Origin of the sequence: Micromonospora sp. NPDC049891 (assembly GCF_040660295.1) — a bacterium.
Classification (GTDB): Bacteria; Actinomycetota; Actinomycetes; order Mycobacteriales; family Micromonosporaceae; genus Micromonospora.
This window is the reverse complement of the sequence record NZ_JBFAML010000002.1, coordinates 428,491-450,573: the sequence shown is the minus strand read 5'-3', so window position 1 is coordinate 450,573 and position 22,083 is coordinate 428,491. Positions and strand designations below refer to the sequence as shown.

At 71.9% G+C, this 22,083-nt stretch carries 17 protein-coding genes; 6 read left to right on the top strand and 11 right to left on the bottom strand.

Going from position 1 to position 22,083, the window contains the following annotated elements:
* The 6 genes from AB0I71_RS05325 to AB0I71_RS05300 form a co-directional block, all read right to left on the bottom strand.
* Nucleotides 1-526: DUF1062 domain-containing protein (locus AB0I71_RS05325; RefSeq protein ID WP_357581997.1), on the bottom strand; the 526-nt coding region annotated here is incomplete at its 3' end.
* 305 nt (nt 527-831) lie between these two features.
* Nucleotides 832-1,569: a VOC family protein gene (locus tag AB0I71_RS05320; protein WP_357581996.1), complete on the bottom strand. Its 738-nt coding sequence runs from the start codon at nt 1,567-1,569 to the stop codon at nt 832-834.
* 495 nt (nt 1,570-2,064) lie between these two features.
* Nucleotides 2,065-2,322, bottom strand: a complete 258-nt coding sequence (locus tag AB0I71_RS05315) for a glutaredoxin domain-containing protein (protein WP_357581995.1) — start codon at nt 2,320-2,322, stop codon at nt 2,065-2,067.
* Between the two features lie 88 nt (nt 2,323-2,410).
* Nucleotides 2,411-2,935, bottom strand: a complete 525-nt coding sequence (locus AB0I71_RS05310) for a DUF1992 domain-containing protein (RefSeq protein WP_357581994.1) — start codon at nt 2,933-2,935, stop codon at nt 2,411-2,413.
* Nucleotides 2,936-3,116: 181 nt separating this feature from the next.
* Nucleotides 3,117-3,653, bottom strand: coding sequence for a nuclear transport factor 2 family protein (locus AB0I71_RS05305; RefSeq protein WP_357581993.1), 537 nt, complete (start codon nt 3,651-3,653; stop codon nt 3,117-3,119).
* Nucleotides 3,650-4,108 carry an Atu4866 domain-containing protein gene (locus AB0I71_RS05300; protein ID WP_357581992.1) on the bottom strand — a complete coding sequence of 153 codons (459 nt, stop codon included), beginning with the start codon at nt 4,106-4,108 and terminating at the stop codon, nt 3,650-3,652. The genes AB0I71_RS05305 and AB0I71_RS05300 overlap by 4 nt, the downstream gene beginning before the upstream one ends.
* Nucleotides 4,109-4,286: 178 nt before the next feature.
* Between AB0I71_RS05300 and AB0I71_RS05295 the strand changes: the two genes are divergently transcribed.
* A complete protein-coding gene (locus AB0I71_RS05295) occupies nt 4,287-4,937 on the top strand; it encodes a LysE family translocator (protein WP_357581991.1) in 651 nt (216 codons plus the stop codon).
* A gap of 73 nt (nt 4,938-5,010) precedes the next feature.
* Here AB0I71_RS05295 and AB0I71_RS05290 read toward each other — a convergent pair whose 3' ends face one another.
* Together AB0I71_RS05290 and AB0I71_RS05285 are read right to left on the bottom strand one after the other, a co-directional pair.
* Complete coding sequence (locus AB0I71_RS05290; protein ID WP_357581990.1) at nt 5,011-6,192, bottom strand: phosphotransferase; 1,182 nt, start codon at nt 6,190-6,192, stop codon at nt 5,011-5,013.
* Nucleotides 6,193-6,348: 156 nt separating this feature from the next.
* Nucleotides 6,349-8,397, bottom strand: coding sequence for a beta-galactosidase (locus AB0I71_RS05285; protein ID WP_357582020.1), 2,049 nt, complete (start codon nt 8,395-8,397; stop codon nt 6,349-6,351).
* 161 nt (nt 8,398-8,558) lie between these two features.
* Here AB0I71_RS05285 and AB0I71_RS05280 point away from each other — a divergent pair, with 161 nt between their 5' ends.
* Nucleotides 8,559-10,907 carry a TIM-barrel domain-containing protein gene (locus AB0I71_RS05280; RefSeq protein WP_357581989.1) on the top strand — a complete coding sequence of 783 codons (2,349 nt, stop codon included), beginning with the start codon at nt 8,559-8,561 and terminating at the stop codon, nt 10,905-10,907.
* A 65-nt stretch (nt 10,908-10,972) separates the two neighbouring features.
* On the opposite strand, the gene AB0I71_RS05275 is transcribed toward AB0I71_RS05280, so the two are convergent.
* The 3 genes from AB0I71_RS05275 to AB0I71_RS05265 are packed head-to-tail and all read right to left on the bottom strand — an operon-like array spanning nt 10,973 to nt 14,671.
* Nucleotides 10,973-11,956, bottom strand: a complete 984-nt coding sequence (locus AB0I71_RS05275; RefSeq protein WP_357581988.1) for a carbohydrate ABC transporter permease — start codon at nt 11,954-11,956, stop codon at nt 10,973-10,975.
* Entirely contained in the window at nt 11,953-12,960 is a 1,008-nt protein-coding gene (locus AB0I71_RS05270; RefSeq protein WP_357581987.1) for an ABC transporter permease subunit, read from the bottom strand. Before AB0I71_RS05270 ends, AB0I71_RS05275 begins: the two co-directional genes overlap by 4 nt.
* A 43-nt stretch (nt 12,961-13,003) precedes the next feature.
* On the bottom strand, nt 13,004-14,671 hold the full coding sequence (locus AB0I71_RS05265; protein ID WP_357581986.1) for an extracellular solute-binding protein: 1,668 nt from the start codon (nt 14,669-14,671) through the stop codon (nt 13,004-13,006).
* A 196-nt stretch (nt 14,672-14,867) separates the two neighbouring features.
* On the opposite strand from AB0I71_RS05265, the gene AB0I71_RS05260 reads away from it, so the two are divergent.
* From AB0I71_RS05260 to AB0I71_RS05245, 4 genes are all read left to right on the top strand, one after another.
* Nucleotides 14,868-16,085: an ROK family transcriptional regulator gene (locus tag AB0I71_RS05260; RefSeq protein ID WP_357581985.1), complete on the top strand. Its 1,218-nt coding sequence runs from the start codon at nt 14,868-14,870 to the stop codon at nt 16,083-16,085.
* Nucleotides 16,086-16,337: 252 nt separating this feature from the next.
* Nucleotides 16,338-18,785, top strand: a complete 2,448-nt coding sequence (locus tag AB0I71_RS05255; RefSeq protein WP_357581984.1) for a glycoside hydrolase family 3 C-terminal domain-containing protein — start codon at nt 16,338-16,340, stop codon at nt 18,783-18,785.
* The gene (locus AB0I71_RS05250) at nt 18,782-19,855 is read left to right on the top strand and encodes a LacI family DNA-binding transcriptional regulator (RefSeq protein WP_357581983.1); all 1,074 of its coding nucleotides are present in this window, start codon (nt 18,782-18,784) and stop codon (nt 19,853-19,855) included. The genes AB0I71_RS05255 and AB0I71_RS05250 overlap by 4 nt, the downstream gene beginning before the upstream one ends.
* Nucleotides 19,852-22,050 carry a glycoside hydrolase N-terminal domain-containing protein gene (locus AB0I71_RS05245; protein WP_357581982.1) on the top strand — a complete coding sequence of 733 codons (2,199 nt, stop codon included), beginning with the start codon at nt 19,852-19,854 and terminating at the stop codon, nt 22,048-22,050. The genes AB0I71_RS05250 and AB0I71_RS05245 overlap by 4 nt, the downstream gene beginning before the upstream one ends.
* Nucleotides 22,051-22,083 lie beyond the last annotated feature (33 nt).

Sequence of the window (22,083 nt, the reverse complement as noted above, 5' to 3'; positions counted from 1 at the left end):
AGCTCAGCCATCGCGGGCGCGGCCCGCCGTGGGCTGGCCGACAAGCAGGTCCGGTACGCCCGCCGCATCGGCTGGTACGCGATCGTCCGAGCCCGTGCGCGATGAGCTTCTGCGGGCGTACCGGAACCGGGTCGTCGAAGGCGACGTCCACCTGGACGGGCCACGCGACGTCGAGCGCTGCCGGCGGGGCCACCAGCCGCCAGGCTCCGGTCCAGTCGAGGGTGACCCGGTTACGCCGGGCGAACTGCGGATCGAGCAGCGTGGCCGCCACCAGTTCCGAGTCGTTGACCCGGTAGCCGGTCAGCTCGGCCGGATCGAAGGAGCTGACCGGCGTTCGCTCGTACACGGTCAGTTTGCTGGTCCGATCGCAGGACACGCAGCGGACCAGCAGCCACACGTCCAGCAACTTGTGGTTGGCGTTGACGCGGAACCTGCCGGGGCCGGTGGTGGCCGACTCCGACCGGCAGTCCACGCACCGCAGCGACAGCAGCGGCAGCCTGGTCCGACGGACGAACCAGGGCAGCACGATATGAGGTTGTGAAGACACGATTGCTCCGAAGACCTGACACGAGGCCGATTGCGCGCGGCCTCAAGCGCTGTACGACCGGGCGCGCGAGGGCGGCCCGGCGAGGCCGACGGGGACGTCGGCTACCAGAGCGGAAGAGGTGTCAGGTTCAGAGAGCAGGCGGGGTCACGCGGGTATGTGTCCTCTGTCTTCAGTGCGACGGGTCGTCGGCAACCTATGGCGACGCCCGGGCGAGGCTCAACCGGTTTTCCGTCCGGATCCGCTGTCCGCGAGCCTGCGGCGGCACGGCCGCTGGGTGGCCGGCGTCAGCCTGGGCTGAGGATGCAGAAATCGTTGCCCTCGGGGTCGGCCAGGCACCGCCACGACACGTCGCCCTGGCCGACATCGACGACTGTGGCGCCGAGCGCCTCCAGTCGCGCCACCTCCGCCGCCTGATCATCACCGGCGTACGGCTTCAGGTCGAGGTGGACCCGGCTCCACCAACTCCTCGGCCCCGGCTTGCGCAGGAACTCCAGGTACGGTCCGACGCCCTGGGCCGACCGCAACCGCGCATGGTCGTCGGTCACCTCGTGCAGGGTCCAGTCCGTCGCCTCGGCCCAGAACCGGGCCATGGCCCGCGGATCCGCGCAGTCGACCACCACGGCGGCGATCGGCCCGGTGTCCCGGTACATCTCCCGAGGCTCCAGCACGCAGAACACGTTGCCCTCCGGGTCGGCCAGCACCGTCCACGGGACGTCGCCCTGACCGATGTCCGCAGGCGTCGCGCCGAGGTCCACCAGGCGGCTCACCAGCTCCGCCCGATGTGCCTCAGAGGTGGTGGCGAGGTCGAGGTGCGCGCGGTACCGCACCGTTTCCGGATCCGGGACGATGACGACGTCGATGCAGACGGCTGTCGGGTCCGGCCAGGCGAAGCCCACGGGTTCGACGTTGACCACGCCGGGCTCCTCGATGGAGACGCCCCAGCCGAGCGCGTCCGCCCAGAACCGGCCGAGGGCTGATTCGTCCCGCGCCTTGAAGTTCACCTGCACAAGTCGCAGCGCCATGCCGCCCACCCTATGCCCGAGCGAGGTCGGCGATCGCCACTGCCCCGGTCAGTACGCCACTTACACCAGCGTAAGTGATTACGCACATTAACCGTCATTATGATGTGCATGCGTTATGTCCGATCCCGCCCGGATAATTAATGGATTTTTGTAAACGGAAACTCAATAAATCAGTTCGAGCGGTCGGCGGACGCGGGGCCTGTGTGGTTGGCGTGCGTGTTCGGAGAACGTGGGCGGGCATTACGGGACGATGAGAGACGGCTCGCCGGGTCCGCCCCCTTACCGGGCGGACGAGGTTTCCGACCAAGACCAGCTCGGCGGCCGGACCGGGCTCAACGCTGAGTACGAGGAACAGACCGACACTGCGGCCCGGGCGACCTACCGGGCGAAGATCGAGCAAGCTGCCCGGGCAGCGGCTGGCGGCTCGTCCTAGTGGGGCTGAAGTCGGTTCAGCGAGTTCGCCGTCGATGTCGCCGGTCCGACTGGTGCCCGGTGTCAGGGTCGGGCGAGGGTGGCGACGAGCGCCGCCCGCGGGTTGACCAACCACTGCCCGGCGACGTGCACGGTGGGGACTGTTTCGTTGCCGTCAGCGACCGCGCGTACGGCTGCTGCTGCGGCCGGGTCGGTCCAGATGTCGACCTCCGTGAAGGCGAGCTTGCGACGCTTGAGGCTGCGGCGCAGCAGGTAGCAGTAGGGGCAGCCGGGCCGGCTGTAGACAGTGATCGGCAACTGCTTTCCGGCGGCAGTGTTCATGGGTGGGCCTGGCTGGTGTCGGGTCGACCGGACCGGTGGCGGACAAACCGCTCAGCGGACCTGCCGAGCAGGGTGCGCAGCGTTGCCATCACGCGGCTCGGCGGCGGCGGAACCAGGAACGCCGTCGCCGCACCGTCGGTGCGGCGACGGGTGTGGGCGGGACCGCTTTCCGCCGCTCGTCCTGCCACCGCTGCACCACCGCGTCGGCGTCGGCCGGACGTACCGCGATCCGGGGACCGGACGGGTTACGCAGCCAGGCCAGCACCTCCGCGTTCAGCTCGGCCACGACCGCCCGCACGGCCTCCTCGGTGGGCAGGTCACGGACCTCGTCCGGTAGCTGCTCGATGCGGCGACGCAGCAGCAGCGGAGTGGGCAGCAGCAGGTCGGTCGGTACCTGTTCGCGTTCCAGGAAACTCCTGATCCACCAGGACTCGTCGTAGGGCAGGCCCCGGCCGGCGATCGGCCTGCCCGCACCGGGCAGGTTGTCGAACTCGCCGCGCTCCTGGGCCGACCTGATCTGCGCCTCGACCGACGCTTCCCACCGCAGGTCCAACCTCGCCACCTCCCAGGACAACCGTAACGTGAACGCCGTCTCCCGATGGCGCAGCGTCACGGGCCCGGTCGGAATTCCCCGTCAGCCTGGTAGTGCTTTGTCAGCTCGGTCTGCGCTGGTAGCGGCCAGCAGTTGATCGTGTACCGGGCGGAGCCGCACAGCCAGAGCGCAGAGGCACTGCGGCTGCTGGGCACCCTGGCCGTCAGTCGCTGGCTCCGCTGACCTGGACTCGTACGTCGGTTCAGGGCAATTCGACGCGCTCGATGAGTTCTCGCACCGCGATCATGTCCAGGAAGGCGTGGCAACGCACCACCTTGCCGCCGCGCATCTGCCAGATCCAGCAGTACTCATTGTGGTAGTCGACGCCGTCGGTGGCCGTCGCGTCACCCTCGAACCGGATGATCACGGTGTCACCCTCGGTCCACATGCCCCTGATCGTCATCCTGAGGATCGACGCCAGCCGGTCCAGGATCGGTGCCGAACCCTCCACCAGGAACTCGGCCTTGGAGGTGTAGGTGCGACCATTGACGATCGCCCACCGGACGTCGTCGTGGAGAATCTCGTAGATGTCGCCGCCCGCGTTCTGCCGCGCGAAGGCACGCAACACCGCCGCCCGGTTGCGGCCCTCCTCGCCCGGTTTCCCGGGGCCGCGCCCGCCGGCCCGCTCAGCCGGGGCCGCCGAGGCCGCGCCGGCCCCGGCCAGGGCCGTCACTCCACCGACGATCCCTGCGGTCAGGAGCAGCCGCCGGCTGTGCTGCGTGGCACTGTCCTTCATCATCGTCCCTCCCTCGCCTGCCGATGCGCGTCGCTACCCGCGCGGTAGAAGACGTATCCCGCGTGGTGCAGCACGTCCCCGCCGAAGGTGCCGTCCGCGCTGAATCCGGTGTCGTCGACGTACTCGATCCGGGTCCCGACGACCTGGTAGGAACCCGTGTAGGCGCTCTCCCGCTCACCTCGGGCCTCGTCGTAGCGGCCGTTCGGCAGCAGCATCTGCCGGATGTGCCCGTCGGCCGTCACCCACATCCCGACGTACGGGTGCGGCGACACGTCGCCGGCCCCCACCGGTGGCGTCGCAGTCGGTGCGGCTGTGGCCAAAGGCGCGGACGCCGGACCGCGGTGCGGCGCCGCGTCGTCGGCAGCGGCACCACCGCTGCCCGCCTCGGCGGAGCAACCCACGAGCAACAGGACGCCGCAGGTCACGCTGAACAGAGCCCCCAGTCTCGAATTCGCCATGTCGACCACGGTAGGCATCCCATCCGTCGACAGCCTGGTCCCAGTACTCCCAGGAAGAGGCCACCCGGCATGCCGCACATCCAGGCTCAGCCGGGCCGACGACGGCCAGCTAATACTCCGAGCGAAGTGACGTTGGAGTACTAGGCTCAGGCAACACGGGGGAACGGGGGTCACGGGCATGGTGAGTACTGCGGGAATCATCGGGATCGGGCTTGTCGCCCTGGGGATGGTGCTGACGCCGGGGCCGAACATGGTCTACCTGGTGTCGCGCTCGGTGACCCAGGGTCGGCGGGCCGGGCTGATCTCGCTGCTCGGCGTCGCCGCCGGGTTCGGGGTCTACCTGGGTGCGGCGGTGGCCGGCATCGCCACCGTGTTCGTACTGGTGCCGGCGCTGTACACGGCGGTCAAGCTGGCCGGCGCGGCGTATCTGCTGTGGCTGGCGTGGCAGGCGTTGCGTCCGGGTGGGCAGTCGCCGTTCAACCCGGCGCCGCTGCCGCCGGATCCGGCCCGGCGGCTGTTCACCATGGGACTGGTCACCAACCTGCTCAACCCGAAGATCGCCATCCTGTACGTGTCGTTGCTGCCGCAGTTCATCGACCCGGCGCGCGGCAACGTCGCCGGCCAGAGCCTGCTGCTGGGGCTGACCCAGATAGCCGTGGCGTTGACGGTGAACACGCTCATCGTGCTCACCGCCGGTGGCATCGCTGGTTTCCTCGGCCGGCGACCGCTGTGGCTGCGCGTCCAGCGGATGGTGATGGGCACGGTGCTGGCGGCGATGGCGGTGCGGATCGCCGCCGACCGTTCCCGCGCCGCCGTCGCCACCGGCTGAGCCCGACGCGTTCGCACCGCCCCGGGCCGAGCCGATCGTCCGCACCGCCACCGGTCGGACAGTGCGGTCACGCTCAGCGGCGCACCGCCCCGGTGGCCGCCTCCAGCAGCTGCTCCAGGACCGCGCGGGTGGGTAGCTGCGACAGCAGGTGGGCGACGCTGCGGTCGGCGTACCGCCGCTCCTCGTCGTCGGGGGCGTTGAGGGCGCCGCTCACCTGACCGAAGACGTAGTTGGCGAGGCTGGTGACCGCGCCGCGGAACGCGGCCAGGTCCAGCGGCGGCAGGGTTCCGGCTGTCGCGCGGTACCCGTCGAGCAGCGCGCGTGCACCTGCCACGTGCACCGTCCCACCGGGGACCACGGCCCAGTTCAGCAGTGCGTTGGCCAGCTCCCAGCCCGGCGGTTGACCGCCGGCGTGCTCCCAGCCGACGACGACGAGCCGGCCGTTGGTGGCCAGCCGGGTGCTCGCCGGACCCAGGGTGTTGTGGCAGAGCACAGGTTCCGGCGTCTCGGTGTCGCTGCCGATCCCGTCGAGCTCCGTCAGGGTGGCCACCGCGGCGCTGAGCGCGGCAGCCCAGCCGGCGTGTCGGGCTGCGGCGTTGGCGGCGAGTTCAGGCCAACTCTCGGTGGCCAGCCGGGTGCCGTGCCACGGGCTGACCCGATCCACCGGCAGGCGGAGCCCGTGGATCGTGGCGAGCACACCGCCGACCGCACGGGTGACCGACGAACGGGCCGGGGCGAGCAGTGGTGGCCCGGAATGCAGCCCTTCGTAGACCCGCCAGTGGTGCCCGCCGATCGTCTCGACGATCCGGCCCGCGCGGCTGCGTACCGGTGCGGGCAGCAGCACACCGGCGGCCGCGGCGGCCTGCTGCAACGCCACGTCGGTCTCGGCGTCGACGATGGGCCACCAGGTGTCCATCGTCCGCACCGCCCAGCGGCCCCGGTTCGTCACCAGCGACCACCGGCGTCCCATGTCGTCGGCGCGGGCGACGGTGCGCATCTCGGCGACCACGTCGCCGAGGCCGTAGCGGTCGGCGATCGCGCGGGCCAGCGACACCTCGGCGGTCTCGGCCCGGCCGCGCATCCGGTCGACCTCGGTCTTCAGCGCTGTCCAGCTGGGGAAGCCGTACTGCTCGGCCAGCCGGGTCTGTGCGGTGGTCAGCGTCGCGGCCGGGTCGATGTCGCGCAGGCCGGCCAGCAGATTCTTGGCCTGCTGACGCAGGTGGTCCAGGCTGGGGTTGTCGGGCAGATCCTTCACACGGCACCTCGCTTCTCGCCCGGACCCGCACGGGCGGAAATGAGCTTCGGTGTCCGTCGCTCGAAGGAGGTGGTGGGGGTGGCTTCAAGCCTACCGGCGAGTCTCGACGCGTTCCCGACGCGCTGCTTTCGACACTAGCCAGCCGGGGCCGACGGATCAACCCTTGTGCTCCCGGAGCACCGCGACGCCGCCGGGTGGCAGGGTCACCGCCCGCTCGACATGTGTCGCGGTGAGCAGTTCCACTCCCCGCACTGGTACGCGCTGCTCGTGGTCGGTGTGGTTGAGCAGGAACAGCCAGCTCACGTCGCCGTCGCGGCGCCGTACCGCCTCGACTCCCTCGGGTGCGCCGGGGCAGACGCGGGTGACGCCGGCCGCCCGGGCGGCGCTGTCGAGCAGCCGCCGGTAGGTGGCGTCGTCGGGTCGGGTGGACAGGTACCAGGCGGTGCCGGCGCCGGCCCGGTGCCGGGTGACCGCAGGCATCGCGTCGAGTACGCCTCCGGCGTAGCAGACCACGGTGTCGGCACCGGCCAGGCGCAGCGTCTCGGCCCAGATCCGCCCCGTACCGCCGTCGTCGAGTCGGACGTGGTCGTCCGCGTCCAGCGGGTGGAACTCCTCGGCGCGCACCCCGAGCAGGTCCCGCAGCGCGCCGGGGTAGCCGCCGAGACGCACCCGGGCGTGTTCGTCGGCGACGCCGCTGAGGTAGGTGGCCAGCAGGTGGCCGCCGGTGTGGACGTAGTCGCGCAGCCAGTCGGCGGTGGCGTCGTCGATCAGGTAGAGGGCGGGCAGGACGAGCATCCGGTAGCCGTCGACAGCGTCGCCGGGGGTGACGGTGTCGCAGCCGTAACCGGCGCGCCAGAGGAGACGATGCGCGGCGGCGAGTTCGTCGTGGTGGTCCGGCAGGGTCGACGGCATGCCCGGATGGCGCAGCGCCCAGCCGCTGGCCGCGTCGACAACGAGCGCCACCGACGCCTCGACGTCGCCACGGACCTCGGTGAGCTGCCGTAGCGCGGCACCGAGTGCGACGGTCTCCCGGAACACCCGGCTGTCCGGGCCGGCGTGCGGCACCAGGGCGGAGTGGAAGCGCTCGGCACCGCCGACCGGTGCCCGCCACTGGAAGAACAGCGCACCGTGTGAGCCGCGGGCGACGTGGGCGAGGCTGTGTCGCATCATCCGCCCTGGTTCCTTGGTGTGCATCCGTCCGGCGGTGTGGATCTGGTTGGGCGCGCTCTCCATCAGCAACCACGTCGACGCGGCAGCGGCCGACGGGGGCGGCGTACCACCGGCCGGCGGCGAAGCGGCAGGGCGGCGGGAGGCGTGTCGGGCCCAGCCACGGGCAAGGTCGGCGGCGAGCGCGGTCTGTTCCTCGGCGCCCTGGTCGACGGCGGACGGGTAGTGGTCGACGGCGACCAGGTCGACCTCGGTGGCCCAGCGGGCGTGGTCGACCGGCACCCAGTCGCCGAGTACGTAGTTGGTGGTGACCGGAAGTGCCGGGTTCGCCGCCCGCAGCCTGTCGCGTTGCTCGATGTACGCGGTCAGCAGGGTGTCCGACCAGAAGCGACGGAAGTCGAGCAGCTGGCCGGGGTTGGGCAGGTACTGGGTGGCCCGGGGGGTGCTGATCTGCGCCCAGTCGGAGTAGTGCTGGCTCCAGAAGCTGGTGACCCAGGCGTCGTTGAGGGCGGTCAGGTCACCGTGGCGGACGGCCAGCCAGCGCCGGAACGCCCGGGCGGTGTGCTCGCAGTGGCAGGTGGTGCCGTACTCGTTGTGCACGCGCCAGCCGGCCAGCGCCGGATGGTGGGCGTAGCGGTCGGCCAGGGCGGTGGTGACGCGCAGCGCGGCCTCGCGGTAGGCGGGGGTGGCGGCGCAGTAGGTGTCCCGGCTGCCGTGGTGCAGCCGGATCCCGTCGGCGGTGACCGGCAGCGCACCCGGGTGGGCCAGAGAGAACCAGGGTGGTGGCGAGGCGGTGGGGGTGGCCAGGGCGACCCGCACGCCACCGGCGTGCAGCAGGTCGAGCACCTGATCGAGCCAGTCGAAGGTGTACCGGCCGGGTGCCGGTTCGAGCCGGGACCAGGCGAACACCCCTACGGTGACGAGGTTGACCCCGGCCCGGCGCATCAACGCGACGTCCTCGGTCCAGACCTGCGCCGGCCACTGCTCGGGGTTGTAGTCACCGCCGTGGCAGAGCGGGCCGTCGGTCCACATCAGCATCACCAGCCCGCCGCTTTAGTTGAGGATCCGTCCAAACTATGGATCATCTCTGCGCATGTCAACCGCCCGACATCTGGCCACATTCACGACTGTCGTTGACAGTTCGTTGGGTAGTTAAAGAAACTGACGGCACCGCTGCGAACCCCCGTCGAGGAGAGCTGATGCCGTACCGCCCGCCGCTGGTGCCCTACGAGACCTTCGTCGCCGACCCGCCCGACCTGCCGGTGCGCGCCCCCGGCGAGGGCGGCCCCGCCGTGGTGAGCCGCGCCGAGGTCGCCGGCACCGACGCGCACGGTGCGACAGTCAAGGCGGTGCTGGCCGACGGGGTGACGGCGGTGGTGCGCGTCGACGCGGCGGGCGACGGGATGATCCGGGTACGCCTGGCCGAGGATCCCCAGGCCCGCAGCCGATCGGCCCGGCTGATGCCGCTGGTGCACCCCCGCGCGCACCCGGCCACCGTCACCGTCGACGACCGGCAGGTACGGGTCGACGCGGGCGCGCTGATCGCCGAGATCCGGCTCGACCCGTGGCACATCCGGTTCCTGCGCCCCGATGGTTCGCTGCTGCTGGAGCAGGACCCGGGCACCGTCGACATCAGCGGCCGGCAACGCACCCTGCCGTTCGGACACTCCACCACCGACGGGGTCCGCGTCGCCTGGCACGAAAGCTTCGTCGCCCCCGGCGACGAGCGGTTCGTCGGCTTCGGCGAGAAGTTCACCCCGCTGGACAAACGCGGCCAGCGGGCCCTGATGTGGAACTTCGACGCCTTCGGCAGCGAGTCCGACCGGGCGCACAAGAACGTGCCGTTCTACCTGTCCAGCCGCGGCTACGGGGTGCTTGTCGACAGCGGGCTGCCGGTGCAGTTCGACGTCTGCCAGTCCACCCACAGCGCGGTGCAGATCCTGGTCCCCGACGACCTGCTCGACTACTACGTGCTGGCCGGGCCGACCCCCGCCGAGGTGCTGGATCGCCTGCGGCAGCTGACCGGGTGGCCGTACCTTCCGCCGCGCTGGACCTTCGGCACCTGGGTCTCCTCGGGCTTCTACCCGGACAGCCAGGAACGGGTACTGGAGCGGGCCCGACGCATCCGGGAGCGCGACATCCCCTGCGACGTGCTGCACCTCGACTGCTACTGGCAGGTCGCCGGCAACTGGTCGGACCTGCGCTGGGACACCGAGGCCTTCCCCGACCCGGCCGGAATGCTGCGCACCCTGGCCGAGCAGGGCTTCAAGGTCTGCCTCTGGATGAACCCCTACCTGATGACGGCCAGCCCGCTCTACGCCGAGGCCGAGGCGGCCGGGTACTTCCTGCGTCGCCCCGACGGCAGCACGTACGTCGCCGACGTGTGGCACGGCAGCTACCCGGCCTCGGCCATCGTCGACCTGACCAACCCGGCCGCTGTCGACTGGTTCACCGGGCTGCTGCGACCCCTGCTGCGCCAGGGCGTGGCGGTGTTCAAGACCGACTTCGCCGAGGGGGTGCCCGCCGACGCGGTGGCCCACAACGGGATGAGCGGCGTCGACCTGCACAACGTGTACGCGCTGCTCTTCAACGACGTGGTCGCCGGCGTCACCGAGGAGGTGGCCGGCCACCGGGCGGTGTGGGCACGCTCGTCGTACCTGGGTGGGCAGCGGCACAGCGCCCAGTGGAGCGGCGACGTCAACGCCACCTGGCCGGCGTTGGCCAGCACGCTGCGTGGCGGGCTGTCGCACGGCCTGTCGGGGGTGCCGTTCTGGAGCCACGACACCGGTGGCTTCCACGGCACCCCCGACCCCGACCTCTACGTACGCTGGTCGCAGTTCGGTGCCCTGTCACCCCTGGTCCGGCTGCACGGCACCACCAGCCGGCTGCCCTGGGAGTTCCCGGCCGAGGCGGAACGACTCGCGGTGGCCGCGTTGCGGCTGCGCTACCGGTTGATGCCGTACCTCTGGTCCGCTGCGGTACGGGCGGCCCGCACCGGCGTACCGATGATGCGGGCCCTGCTCGTCGACACCCCGCAGGATCCGACGGCCTGGACGACCGACCTGCAGTACCGCCTCGGGACGGACCTGCTGGTCGCGCCGGTCACCGACGCCTCCGGGGTGCGGGACGTGTACCTGCCCGTCGGTGACGACTGGTTCGACGCCACCACCGGCGAGCTGAATGCGGGCGGCCGGCATCTGCGGGTGCGGGTGCCGCTGTCCCGGCTGCCGTTGTACGTGCGCCGGGGCGCGCTGCTGCCGCTCGTCGCACCCGGTGTCACAGTCGACGACGGGCCGTTCCGGGAAGTCACCCTGGTCTGCTGGGGTGCCGTGGACGGCCGCACGGTCGTGCACGACGTGGACGGTGACACGATCATCGAGGCGGTCCGCGACGGCGACGAGTTGCGGATCCGGACCCGGGGGCCGCTGCTGGTGGGGCAGCTGGCACTCGCGGGGGTCGGCGACGCCGACCGACCGGCCCGGTCACTGCTCAACGGTGCGGCGGTGACCGTCGTGCCCTTCGCGGGGCTCTTTCCCGAGGAGGGCTGACCGCTCCGCGCGGCGCCCGACTGGACGGAGTCGGGCGCCGCGCGGACGGGGCCGTGGTGCGGCGGTCAGCCCTTGACCGCGCCGGTGATCACGCCCTTGGTGAAGTGACGCTGCACGAACGGGTAGATGATCACCGCCGGGATGACCGTCACGATCACCACGGCCATCTTCACCGCGAGCGTCGGCGGGTACGCCGTCACCCCGGGCAGGCTCACCGACGCGCCGGAGACGTTCGGCGACTGCCCGGCCAGGATGTAGCTCTGCAGCACCCGTTGGATCGGGAACTTGTCGTTGGAGTCGATGTAGAGCACCGCGTTGAAGTACACGTTCCAGTAACCGACCGCGTAGAAGAGCCCGACCACGGCGATCACCGCCTTGGACAGCGGCAGCACGATCCGGGTGAGGATGCGTAACTCCCCCGCACCGTCGATGCGGGCGCTGTCGAGCAGCTCGGCCGGCACGTTCATGAAGAACGCACGGATCACCACCAGGTTGAACACGCTTATCGCGCTGGGCAGGATCAGCGACCAGAGGCTGTCCTTGAGTCCCAGCCCGGTCACCACCAGGTAGCTCGGCACCAGCCCCGGGAAGATCAGGAACGTCAGCAGGAAGTAGAACAGCAGCCCACGGTGGGCCACCGAGCCCGGCCGGGACAGCCCGTACGCGGCCAGCACGGTCAGCACCAGGCTGACCGTGGTGCCGAGCACGGTGACCAGGGTGCTGATCCACACCGCCCGGGTGACGTCGCCGCCGCTGAAGATGGTGATGTACGCGGACGGGTCGATCTCCCGGGGGATCATCACCATGCCGCCCGCGTCGTCGATGGTGCCCCGTGAGGCGAGGCTGGTGACCAACACCGCCCAGAGCGGCACCAGCACCGCCGCGACCAGCAGGGTGAGCACGACCCCCTTGCCGATGGTCAGGGACGTCGAGGGGCGACCTGCCCACACCGGACGACCGGGGTGGCGTCGCCGCGGCGGTGGCGCGGGTGGCCCCGCCGTGGTCGGTGCCGCGGGCACCGGCCCGGCACCACTGAGCTGTGCGGTCATGATTTCGCGTACACCCCCTGCTCGCCGAGCCGATGCGCGATCTTGTTCGCGGTGAGGATCAGCACCAGTCCGACCACCGCCTTGAACAGGCCCGCCGCGGCACCGAGCCCCCACTGCTGGGTACTGATCGCCTGGTAGTAGACGAACGTGTCGAGCACCTCGGCGGCCTCCCGACCGACCGCCTCCCGTTGCAGGATGAACTGCTCGAACCCGACCGAGAGCGCGTCGCCGAGCCGCATGATGAGCAGCAGCACGATCACCGGACGCAGACCGGGCAGGGTGATGTGCCACAACCGCCGCCACCGGCCGGCCCCGTCGGCCGCCGCCGCCTCGTACAGGTTCTGGTCGATCGCGGACAGCGCGGCCAGGAAGACGATCGCGCCCCACCCCAGGTCCTTCCAGACCGCCTCGGCGGTGACCAGCACGATGAACGTGTCCGGGTTGGTCATGATCCCCCAGGGCTCCAGGCCGGCCTGGCGCATCTCCTGAGCCAGCAGTCCGGCCCCGCCGAACATCTGCACGAAGAACGTCACCACCAGCACCCAGCTGAAGAAGTGCGGCAGGTAGACGACACTCTGCACGAAGCCGCGCAGCCGCCCGGAGACGACGCTGTTGAGGATGAGCGCCAGCAGGATCGGCAGCGGGAAGAAGAACACCAGCTGGAAGGCGGTGATGCTCAGCGTGTTGCGGACCGCGTCCCAGAACAGCGGGTCGCGGAAGAGGGCCTCGAAGTTGCCGAAGCCGATCCACTCGCTGTTGAGGAACGCGTCGAGCGGGTCGTCGCCGACGAACGGGTTGTAGTCCTGGAAGGCGATGATGTTGCCCAGCGTGGGCAGGTAGTGGAAGACCAGCAGTAGCACCGCCGCCGGTGCGGCCATCGCCAGCAGCGGCCAGTCGCGGCGCAACCGGACCCGCAGGCTGCGCCGCCCACCCCGCCGGGGACGCCGCGGTGACGGCGTACGCCCGGCGGATGGTCGCGTGCCGACGGTGCCGGGGGCGCTCACGGCCGCACCCCGGCACCGGTCGGCGGCATGCTCAGCTGCCCGCTCATCGGCCGTTGTCGGCGAGCGCCTTCTCGTGGAACGCGCGGCCCTCCTCGCCGCCGGTGTCGAGGAACTCCTTGCGTACCTGGGCCAGGTCGCTGACCGGGCGACGGCCGCGCAGGATGTCGCGGAGCTTGTCGTCGGTCGGCTGGATGATTTTCGACCAGTTCGCCGGCAGTTCCAGCTTGATCCCGGCGAACAGGTCCTGCTCCATCTGGCCGATGTGGTTGCGGTAGTACCCGATGTAGTCCTGCACGTAGTTCGGGGTGTCGCCGCTGCGCACCTTGACCGGCACCCGACCGCCGATGTGGGTGTACTGCGCGCCGAGTTCCTTACGGCCCAGCTCGGTGAGCGTCGGCGTGCCGTCGGCGCCCCGGGTGAAGTGCTGTCCCTCGACACCGTACTCACGCAGCTCGAACTCCCGGCTGCCGAACGGGGCGGCACACCAGTTGAGCACCCGCAGCATCTCGTCGACCCGCTCGGCGGGCAGGTCCTTCTTGAGGAAGGTGTAGAAGATCGGCTTCTCACTGCCCCAGATGACCGGCTGGGCGCCCTGCGCGCCGAAGACCGGCAGCGGCTGCATGTCGAAGGTGGGCAGCTCCTTGGCCCGTTCGCTCTGCATGCCCTGCCAGGCACCGAGGCCGTCGCGGTACATCAGGATCTTGCCGGAGTTGAACAGCTGCTTCTCGTCGGCGCCCTTGCTGGACACCGTGTCCGGGTGCACCAGGCCCTCGGCGAACAGCCGGGCGGTGAACGCCAGCGCCGCCTCGAACGCCGGGTCCTCGAACTTGTGCTGCAGACCGCCGTCGGGCTTCTTGCGCCAGGTCTGGTGGCAGCCGAAGTACTGCTGGATCATCTCGAAGACGCTGCCGAAGGCCCACACGCCCTTGGCCGGGTCGGTGGCCTTCTTACCGAACTCGTACAGCTCGTCGGGGCTGGTGGGGGCGGCCAGCCCGGCGGCACCGAGCAGATCCTTGCGGTAGAACATGGCCCACGCGAACGGACCGTCGGTGGGGAACGGCACGGCGTAGAGCCGCCCGCCCCAGACCGAGTACTCCCAGGCGCCGCTGGGCAGCGCCGCCAGGTACGGGTACTTCGCCGCGTTGTCGCCCTGGAGGTGGTCGGTCAGGTCGGTGAACAACGCCTTGACCGCGTCGGAGAACCGGGCGACCTTGTCCACCTCCCAGTTCGGCGCGGACAGCAGCTCCGGCACGTCGCGGGCGCCGAGCATGGCGTTGAGTTTGTCGGCGTAGGTCAGGCCGTCCTGCAGGCTCGGGTTGACCTCCACGCCGAGCTTGCCGTTCACCGCGCCCAGGTAGGCGTTGCGGCCCAGCGGCGGCGGGGTCGGGCCCCACCACGGGCTCATCGTCTGGATCGGTGGGCCACCCCGGCCGGGCGGCTCGGTGACCGCGTCGACGAGTTCGCGCGGGTAGCTGAGGTAACCGTCCGGGATCGGGCCCTCGCCGGGGATGTCCGGCTTGAGCAGCTCGGCCCGCTGGTAGGTGGGCAGCACCGCCTTGATGGCGTCGGCGTTGGTGGCGCTGCCCTGGCTCCCGGCTTCCTTGCTGCAACCGGCCAGGGCGCCGCCGCCCACGGTCGCGGCGGCGCCGAGGCCGAGCAGCCGCAGCATGGTCCGTCGGTCGGTGGATGCGCTCGGCAGGGAAGGCTTCACGGCGCACTCCCTTCGTCGTCGATAACGGTTTGCGGAGCGGGGGTCTCCGGCTAGGATTAGTTGGGGTTCTAGCCGAACAAACTAATCGACGGTAATCCGTCCCACAAGACAGCGCGGGCGGCCTGGTCGGTCCCGCCAGCGCGGTACGCGATGATGGACGCGCGCCGCGACACACGGCGCAGGGAGCGGGCAGATCGTGATCAGCATCCACAACGAACCGCAGCCGACCGACCTCGGTGACGTACGCGTCGCCAACCGGGCGGTGGTGCTGCGGCACGTACGTCTGCACGCCCCCTGCTCCCGTGCCGACATCGCCGCCCGCACCGGCCTGAACAAGGCCACCGTCTCCAGCCTGGTGACCGAGCTGATCGATCAGCGGCTGGTCCGGGAGACCGGGCTCACCGAGAACCGGGTCGGCCGGCCCGCCACGATGCTGGTGCTCGACGGTGAGCCGTACGCCGCCCTGGGCCTGCAGATCGGCGCCGACGAGCTGGTGGCCGTCGCCATCGACCTCGGCGGCAACCGGCTGCTGACCTGGCGGCGGGCCTTCGCCGCCAGCACCGTCTCCCCCACCGAGACGCTGCGCGCCCTGACCGCGCTCGCCCGGCGGGCGGTCGGGCGGGTCACCGCGCAGGGCCGCACCGTGCTGGGCCTCACCGTCGGCGTGCCCGGACTTGTCGACCCGTCCGGCGCGGTACCGCTGGCCAGCGCCCTGGGCTGGCGTGACGTGCCGGTCGCCGCGGAGCTGCGCGCCACCCTGCGGGACCCGGAGTTCGGCATCGGGGTCGACAGCGTCGCCAACCTCGCCGCCCTCGCCGAGCAGCGGCACGGCGGGTATGCGGGCACCACCGACCTGGTGCACCTGACCGGCGGGCTGACCGTCGGTGCCGGCATCATCGCCGCCGGACGGCTGCTGCGCGGCGGGCGCGGCTTCGCCGGCGACATCGGGCACCTCTCGCTGGACCCGGCCGGGCCGTCCTGCGCCTGCGGCAACCGCGGTTGCCTGACCGCCCTGGTCGGCCTACCCGCCGTGGTACGCCGGCTGCTGCCCGACACCGAGGCCGACGGTCCGGTCGTCGACTTCCTGCCGGAACTGACCCGGATCGTGGCGCTGGCCCGGCAGGACGACCCCGGCGTGCGCACCGGTCTGGCCGAGACCGGCCGGCACCTCGGTCGCGGCGTCGCCGTCCTGGCCGACCTGCTCAACCCGGAAACGGTCGTGCTCGGCGACCATTTCGCCACCCTGGCGCCGTGGCTGCTGCCGGCGGCCCGGTCGGAGCTGGCCGCCCGGGCCCACGCCCCGGGTGCCGGCGGGTGTCGGTTGGAGGCCTCCATCCTGGACACCGCTGCCGCGCTCGGCGGCGCCACCGCCGCCCTGGCCACCGTCGAAGCCGGGCGGCTACCCGTCCGCTGACCGGTGGGCAACGTGAGCGGTCGATGCCCGCTCGACCGGTCGGAGTCTTGACCCGACCCGCCGAGGGTGCCAACCTCGAAGCGAGCCGCTCCGCACGGGCACCCGGGGCGGCTTGCTTTCCACGGTTTGTCGAAGCGCTTCGCCAGCGTCCGGGCCGACGACCGTCACCCCACCATGACCTGCGAGGCCGCTCGGCCATCCGCCGTCGAAGCGCTTCGACCTCCGGCGCCGGGCACTGGAAGGCGATCCACCATGACCGACCGCACCACGCCCCCAGCCCGGGACCGGGTCGACGACCTGCTGGCCCGGCTCACCCTGCCGGAGAAGATCGGGCTGCTGCACCAGTGGCAGGCCCCCGTTCCCCGGCTCGGCCTGCCCGGCTTCCGCACCGGCACCGAGGCGCTGCACGGCGTCGCCTGGCTCGGCCCGGCGACCGTCTTCCCCCAGGCCATCGGACTGGCCAGCAGTTGGAATCCCGACCTGGTACGCGCCGTCGGCGACGCCGTCGGCGACGAGGTGCGCGCCAAGCACCACGCCGACCCGCAGCGGGTCGGCCTCAACGTGTGGGCCCCGGTGGTCAACCCGCTGCGCGACCCGCGCTGGGGACGCAACGAGGAAGGCTGGTCGGAGGACCCGTGGCTGACCGGCCGACTCGCCACCGCCTACGCCCAGGGTCTGCGCGGCGGGCATCCCGAGCGGCTGCGTACCGCCCCCACGGTCAAGCACTTCCTCGGCTACAACAACGAGACCGACCGGGCCACCACCTCCAGCGACCTGCCGCCCCGGGTGCTGCACGAGTACGAACTGCCGGCGTTCCGTGCCCCCCTCGCCGCCGACGCGGCGGTCGCCGCGATGGCCGCCTACAACCTGGTCGACGGGGTACCGGCCCACCTGAGCCCGCTCATCGACAGTGAACTGCGCCGGTGGGCACCCGGCGAGGTGCTTGTCGTCGGCGACGCGGGTGCGGTGAGCAACATCGCCGGGGTGCAGGGCCACCTGCCCGACCACGTCAGCGGATTCGCCGCGGCGCTGCGCGCCGGGATCGACAGCTTCACCGAGGACGACGCCGACAGCGCGCCCACCCGCCGACACCTGACCGAGGCCCTGGACCGGGGACTGATCACCGTGTCCGACGTGGACCGGGCGGTCCGTCGGGCGCTCACCATCCGGCTGCGGCTGGGCGACCTCGATCCGCCGCACACCGACCCGTACGCCGCGACAGGCCCGGAGGTGATCGACTGTCCGGCGCACCGGAACCTGGCCCGGGAGTCCGCCCGACAGTCCATCGTGCTGCTGCGCAACAGCGGGTTGCTGCCGCTGGCACCCGGGCTGCGGATCGCCGTGCTCGGTCCCCTCGCCGACGTCGTGCACACCGACTGGTACAGCGGCACCCTGCCGTACGCGATAAGCACCTGTCAGGGGTTGGCGCAGCGGCTGCCGGAGGTCATCACCCACCCGGGCACCGACCGGATCGCGCTGCGGGTGGGTGACCGTCAGGTGGGGTGCCCCGACGAGGCCGACGGTGGACCGCTTCGCCTGGGCGTCGACGCCGCCTGGTTCGACGTGTTCGACTGGGGTCGGGACACGGTGGCGTTGCGGGCCGTCGGTAACGGCCGTCACGTCGGCGTCGACGACGACGGCGCGCTGGTGAACGACAGGTCCGGTCCGGGCGGCTGGGTGGTCCGGGAGACCTTCCAGTTCGACCCGCTGCCCGGCGGCACCGTGCTGCTGCGCCACCTGGCCACCGACCGGTACGTCACCGTCGACCAGGAGGGCCGGCTGCGGGTCGACGGCGCCGGCCGGCAGGCCGGCACCCCCTTCGAGATCGACGTGGTCACCGACGGTGCGGCGCGGGCCGCCGAGCTCGCCGCCGCTGCCGACGTGGCGGTGGTGACGGTGGGCAACCACCCGATGGTCAACGGACGGGAGACCGAGGACCGCCTCGACCTGTCCCTGCCGGCCCGGCAGGAGGCGATGCTGCGGGCCGTGCACGCCGCCAACCCGCGCACCGTGCTGGTGGTCACCAGCAGCTACCCGTACGCCCTGGGGTGGGCGCAGGAGCATCTGCCGGCGGTGCTCTGGTCGGCGCACGGCGGGCAGGAACACGGCCACGCCCTCGCCGAGGTGCTCCTCGGCGAGGCCGAGCCCGGCGGCCGGCTCACCCAGACCTGGTACGCCGACACCGCTGACCTGCCCGACCTGCTCGACTACGACGTGATCGGCGCTGACTCCACCTACCTGTACTACCGGGGTGAGCCGTTGTACCCGTTCGGGCACGGGCTGTCCTACGCCGACTTCGACTACCGTGACCTGCGGCTGAGCGCCACGTCGATGAGCGTCGACGAGGAGGTCGAGGTGAACGTGGACGTCACCAACACCAGCGACCGTCCCGGCGTGGAGGTGGTGCAGCTCTACACCCGGCAACGGCGCTCCCGGGTGAAGCAGCCGCTGCGGCAACTGCGGGACTTCGCCCGGATCGTCCTGGCCCCCGGTGAACGGCGCACCGTCACGCTGCGGCTGCGCGGCGCCGAGTTGAGCTGGTGGGACGCCGACCGGGGCACCGCCGTGGTGGAGGACGCCACCCACACCGTGCTGGTCGGGCGTTCCGCGACCGACGTCCGGCTGGTCGGCGCCGTGGCCGTACGCGGTGAGCCGCTCACGCGGCCGACCCGTCCGCACGCCACGAGCGGGGTCCGGTGAGCGGGCGCGGCCGGTTGCCGTCCGGTCAGCCCACAATCGCCGACGTGGCCCGGCACGCCGGTGTCGCGGTGAGCACCGTGTCGTACGTGCTCAGTGGCAAGCGGGCCATCTCCGAACTGACCCGCAACCGGGTGCTGGCCAGCGTCCGGCTGCTGGGCTACCACCCGAACGCCGGCGCGCGGGCGCTGGCCAGCCGACGCGCCAACGTCATCGCGCTGGTGCTGCCGCTGCGGTCGGGCATCCAGGTGCCGGTGGTGATGCAGTTCGCCACGGCGGTGGTGACCGCCGCCCGCCGCCACGACCACGACGTGCTGCTGCTGACCTCCGACGAGGGCCCGCAGGGATTGCACCGCATCGCCGCGGGCGCCCTGGTCGACGGGGTGCTGGTGATGGACGTGGAACTGCACGACGTGCGGGTGCCGCTGCTGCGCGAGCTGGGTCGGCCCAGCGTGCTGATCGGGCTGCCCGCCGACACCGCCGGGTTGACCTGTGTGGACCTTGACTTCCACCGGGCCGGTCAGGTCTGCGTGGACCATCTGGCGGGGCTGGGGCACCGCCGCATCGCGCTGCTCGGTGCCCCGGCCGCCGTCTACGACCGGGGCACCGGGTTCGCCCACCGCACCCGGGCGGGTGTGGTCGAGGCGGCGGCCCGGCACGGCGTCGAGGCGGTGACGCTGCCCTGTGAGGAGAACGCCGCGCAGGTGCACAGCCGGGTGGTCGAGCTGTTCGCCCGGCAGCCCGAGCTGTCCGGTCTGGTGGTGCAGAACGAGGCGGCGGTGGGGCCGGTGCAGGCGGCGCTGGCCGCGCTGGGCCGACGCGTACCGGATGACGTGTCGGTGGTGGCGGTCTGCCCGGACCAGTTCGCCGAGCACGCCAGCCCACGCCTGACATCGGTGCCGGTACCCGCCGAGGAGATCGGTCGACAGGCGGTGTCGCTGCTCATGCGGAAGGTGCACGACGAGCCGACACCGCAGGTGACGTTGCTGGAACCCCGGCTGACCGTGCGGGACAGCACGGCTGCCGCGACCGGCGCCCCGGCGGCGTACGACGGTCGGGCGGCGGCCCGGTGACCGGTCCGGTTCACCGGGTCTGGGACACCGCACCGGCGGTCGGCTGGCCTGACGCTCTGCTCGCCGGCAACGGCGAGTACGGGATCATGGTGCACGGCGAGCCGTACGCCGAACGCGTCGTGGTCAACCATCACCGGTTCGTGCTGCCCAACGGCACCCACGACGCCCGGCCCCCGCACCTGGCCGCTCTGCTGCCCCGGATCCGGCGGTTGATCCTGGCCGACCGGCGGGCTGAGGCCAGCCGGCTGCTGGCCGGTGACGGTGTACTGCGCTGGACGCAGTCGTTCCATCCCGGCTTCGCCCTGACCGTCGACGCCGACGACGCACCGGTGGGCGACTACCGCCGGTACACCGACTTCGACACCGGTGAGGTCGTGGTGCGGTGGGCCGGCGGTGACCGGCGTTCGTTCGTCTCGCGTACCGACCGGCTGGTGGTCACCCGGCTGGACATGGGGGCATGCCGGGTCGGCGTGACAGGTGACCTGCCCGGGCGTCCCGCCGGGTTGCGCTACGCGGTGTCGGCGTACCGCCACGACGGGCTGGTCTTCCTGCGGGTGCGGGCCCGCTATCCGACAGCCGGCGCCGCGTACGGTTTCGAGGGTCTGACCCTGCTGCGCGGCGCGGTCGAGGTCGACGGGGACGTGGTGCGCGTCGACGGGCCCGCCCTGCTGCTGACGGTGCTCGACCGCCCGCAGGCCCGGTGGCGTACCGGGGCGCTGGTACGCCGGCTGACCGGTCACCGGGACGCCCGCTACGGTGACCTGCTCGCCCGACACACGGCCCGGCACACACCGGCGTACCGGCGGGTCGAGCTGGACCTGGCGGTGCCGGCGGCGCAGCGGGAGCTGCCCGTCGGTGAGCTGCTGGCCCGGCAGGCCGCCGACCCGCACACGCTGGACACGGCCCTGCTGGAGCGGCTGTTCCACGCCGGCCGTTACCTGCTGCTGAGCGCCAGCGGCGTGCTGCCGCCCCGGCTGACCGGGTTGTGGCTCGGTTCGTGGGACGCGGCGTGGGCCGGTGACTTCACCACCGACGCGAACCTGAACCTCCAACTGGCCTCGGCGAACGTGGCCGCCCTGCCGGAGGTCACCGCAGCGCACGCCCGGCTGGTCCGGGCCCAGGTCGGGCACTGGCGCCGCAACGCCCGCGCGATCTACGGGGCGCGCGGGCTGCTGGCGCCCAGCCGCACCGACGGCGAGCACGGCCACCTGTTCCACATGCATCCGGACTGGCCGTTCGCGGCGTGGCTGCCGGGCGCGCACTGGCTGCTGTTCCCGCTCTACGAACGGCACCTGGTCACCGGGGAGCCGCTGGGTGAGGTGGCCGGTTGGCTGGTGGAGGTGGCCGAGTTCTTCGCTGACGTGCTGACCACCACCGCAGGTGACGGGCGGTGGGGGTTCGTGCCGTCGTACTCGGCGGAGACCGGGCCGCTGGACGCGGCGGGCACGGCCGTGCACGTGGCGGTCAACGCCACGATGGACATCGCCGCGGCGCGGCACGCGTTCACCGTGGCCGCCGTCCTGACCGGCGAGCAGCGGTGGACGCAGCTGGCGGCGCGGCTGCCGCCGTACCGGGTCGACGCCGACGGGGCGTTGACCGAGTGGGCCTGGCCGGGCTACCGGGCTGACGAGGACCACCGCCACGTCAGTCATCTGTATCCGGTGTGGCCGCTGACCGAGATCAACCCCGAGGACACTCCGGAGCTGGCCGCCGCCGCGCACCGGGCGCTGCGTCGCCGTGGCGACGAGAACCTGTCCGCGCACGGCAGCCTGCACCGGGCCCTGGCCGCCGCCCGGCTGCACGACGGTCCGCTGGTCGAGGCGAACATACTCAAGATCGTCGGCCAGGACATGTTCTTCCGGTCGCTGATGAGCGCGCACAACCCGGGTCGGGTCACCTACAACGCCGACGCCGCGCACGCCCTGCCGGCGGTGCTCATCGAGTCGCTGGTGCAGGGGCGGCCCGGTCGGCTGCGGCTGCTGCCGGCACCGCTGCCGGGGGTGCCGCGCGGGACACTGCGCGGGGTGAGCTGCCCCGGGCGGGTCACCGTCGAGGAGTTGACCTGGCGGCCCGGCTCGGTGCGGGCCCGGCTGGTCTCGGCGGTCGCCCAACGCCTGCGGATCCGCAGCCCGTACGGCGAGACCGTCCGACAGGTGACCTTCGGCGAGCCGATCGAGGTGTCGTTCCCCCGCTAGGCTCCCGACCTCGCCGCCGTCGCGGGGCGGCGC

Excerpts from the sequence above, each read along its gene's own strand:
- AB0I71_RS05280 (WP_357581989.1), top strand. The coding sequence starts at position 8,559 with ATGCCGTACCGCCCGCCGCTGGTGCCCTACGAGACCTTCGTCGCCGAC.
- AB0I71_RS05255 (WP_357581984.1), top strand. The coding sequence starts at position 16,338 with ATGACCGACCGCACCACGCCCCCAGCCCGGGACCGGGTCGACGACCTG.
- AB0I71_RS05285 (WP_357582020.1), bottom strand. The coding sequence starts at position 8,397 with ATGCTGATGTGGACCGACGGCCCGCTCTGCCACGGCGGTGACTACAAC.
- AB0I71_RS05300 (WP_357581992.1), bottom strand. The coding sequence starts at position 4,108 with ATGGCGAATTCGAGACTGGGGGCTCTGTTCAGCGTGACCTGCGGCGTC.
- AB0I71_RS05315 (WP_357581995.1), bottom strand. The coding sequence starts at position 2,322 with ATGAACACTGCCGCCGGAAAGCAGTTGCCGATCACTGTCTACAGCCGG.
- AB0I71_RS05275 (WP_357581988.1), bottom strand. The coding sequence starts at position 11,956 with ATGACCGCACAGCTCAGTGGTGCCGGGCCGGTGCCCGCGGCACCGACC.
- AB0I71_RS05305 (WP_357581993.1), bottom strand. The coding sequence starts at position 3,653 with ATGATGAAGGACAGTGCCACGCAGCACAGCCGGCGGCTGCTCCTGACC.
- AB0I71_RS05320 (WP_357581996.1), bottom strand. The coding sequence starts at position 1,569 with ATGGCGCTGCGACTTGTGCAGGTGAACTTCAAGGCGCGGGACGAATCA.
- AB0I71_RS05295 (WP_357581991.1), top strand. The coding sequence starts at position 4,287 with ATGGTGAGTACTGCGGGAATCATCGGGATCGGGCTTGTCGCCCTGGGG.